Origin of the sequence: Armatimonas sp., from assembly GCF_043760365.1 — a bacterium.
Taxonomy (GTDB): Bacteria; Armatimonadota; Armatimonadia; order Armatimonadales; family Armatimonadaceae; genus Armatimonas.
Map to the genome: position 1 here is coordinate 1 of NZ_JAYUPA010000375.1, position 1,819 is coordinate 1,819.

General features: G+C 60.7%; 1 protein-coding gene. It reads left to right on the forward strand.

The annotated features are described in order from the left end of the window. Positions 1-36: 36 nt before the first annotated feature. Positions 37-1,819 (forward strand): glycoside hydrolase family 20 zincin-like fold domain-containing protein (locus ACH2EH_RS09070; protein ID WP_395140946.1); only part of this gene is annotated, 1,783 nt, incomplete at its 3' end.

Sequence of the window (1,819 nt, forward strand, 5' to 3'; positions counted from 1 at the left end):
CCCCCTCGCCTCCCGATAACGGGAGGAAGGGGGAGGTTGAGTGGAAGTGCATTTGTACCGCTTGTGGCACGAATGCCGCTGGTGATCCCAACGCCCAAAAAGCTGATGGTGACAGGCCCGCCTGTGCGCTTGACGAGCAAGACGAAGCTCGAAGTTAGCGGCCCCGGAGCCGAGCGAGCACTAACACTCCTGCAAGGGGAAATTCCCCACCGAATAGATTCCCCCGTCGGACGGGGGCTAGGAAGTGGGCTAGGGAGCAAGCCAGAGTCCTACAGCATCTCCGTTCGAAAAGACCGTATCCAGCTTGTGGGCAGCGACGAAGCAGGGACGCTCTGGGCGGCACAGACTCTGCTGCAGCTTTTAGATACCGATGTGCGGGGACAAGTTGTTCACGCCGTGGAGATCGAGGACTGGCCGACCCTTGCCTTCCGGGGTGTGCATCTCTTCCACGGGCAAAACGCGCTGCCCTTTCAGAAAAAGCTCATTTCCAGGCTCTACTCGCCCTTTAAGCTCAACCACTTAGTCATTCAGTGCGAGCAGCTCAAGTGGGAGAGCGATCCGTCGGTGGCTCCAAGCTGGGGTGGTACCAAGGCGGCAATCAAAGAGGAGGTGGCGTTTGCAAAGGCGCACGGAGTCACACTAACGCCGCTCGTTCAGAGCTACGGACACATGGAGTGGCTCTTCAACAAGCCGCAGAACCGGGCGTTTGCCGAGGACCCCGAGCTACCCTACGCCGTGAATATCTCCAATCCCGCCGCCGTCGGGTATCTGGAGCGCCTGGTCGCGGAGGCCGATGACTTGTTCGGAGCCCCTGCGTTCCATGCCGGGCTCGATGAAGTGACCATGCGCGGTCGCTTCCCCTTCCGCTCAGCTCCGCGCACGTTTTCAGAGCTTTTTGTGAGCAACGCCAAGCACTGGCACGCTTTTCATCGCAAGCGTGAGAAAGAAATGTGGATGTGGGCCGATATGGCGCTGCATCCCTCGGAAGTCGCGCCGTGCTTTGGCACCGCCCCGAGCGTCGCCGATGCGAAAGCGCTTCGTGACAACCTGCCTAAAGATATCGTGATGTTCGACTGGCAGTACGGAGCACATGAGAAGTTCCCGTCGCTAAAGACACTGCGCGAGGCGGGTTTCGCCAAAGTCGTAGCCTGCACCTGGTTCAATCCCGGCAACGTGGTGAGCTTTGCGAAAGCGGCCACCGAAGCCGGGGCGTGGGGTGGCTTACAAACGACCTGGTGCGGCTACGAGTCGAAAGCCGAGGTGCTCGACGGCCCGGAGCGGCGGCAGTTTGTGGCGATGGTGCTGGCGGCGGAGCACTTCTGGAACGGGGGCACAACCAAACCAGAATGGGACGCGGGCGAGATCTTCACGCGCCTCTGGAGCTATACAAAAGACCAGCCGATGAAGCCTCGCGCGGGAGTCGTGGCGCTCTTGCCGGGAAAGAGCCGCGAGACGCGTCTGAGTGATGGGGTTCTCTACTGTCTGCATTCTGTGCTACTTGCCGGAAAGCTCACCGAGCCTGCGCCGCTCTCGCTCACGCTGGAGCTGCCAGGGAGCGAGCTGCGCGTGATTGTCGCGGCCACGCATAAAACCGAACGCGGTACAAAAGTGGGCACGGTGACGGTTCAGGGGAAAGAGACGGCGCTGATCTATGGCATGAATATCTCCGCCACCGATGATTCCTCAGCCCTTTCTGATCCGAGCGTCCGCACCGTCGCGCCCGGTCTGCGGAGCCTGACGGTTCCTGGTAGCGGCAAGATTACCATTACTAGCACCAACGGGGAATCGGGCCTGATCGTCTACGGGGTGACAGGGTTGG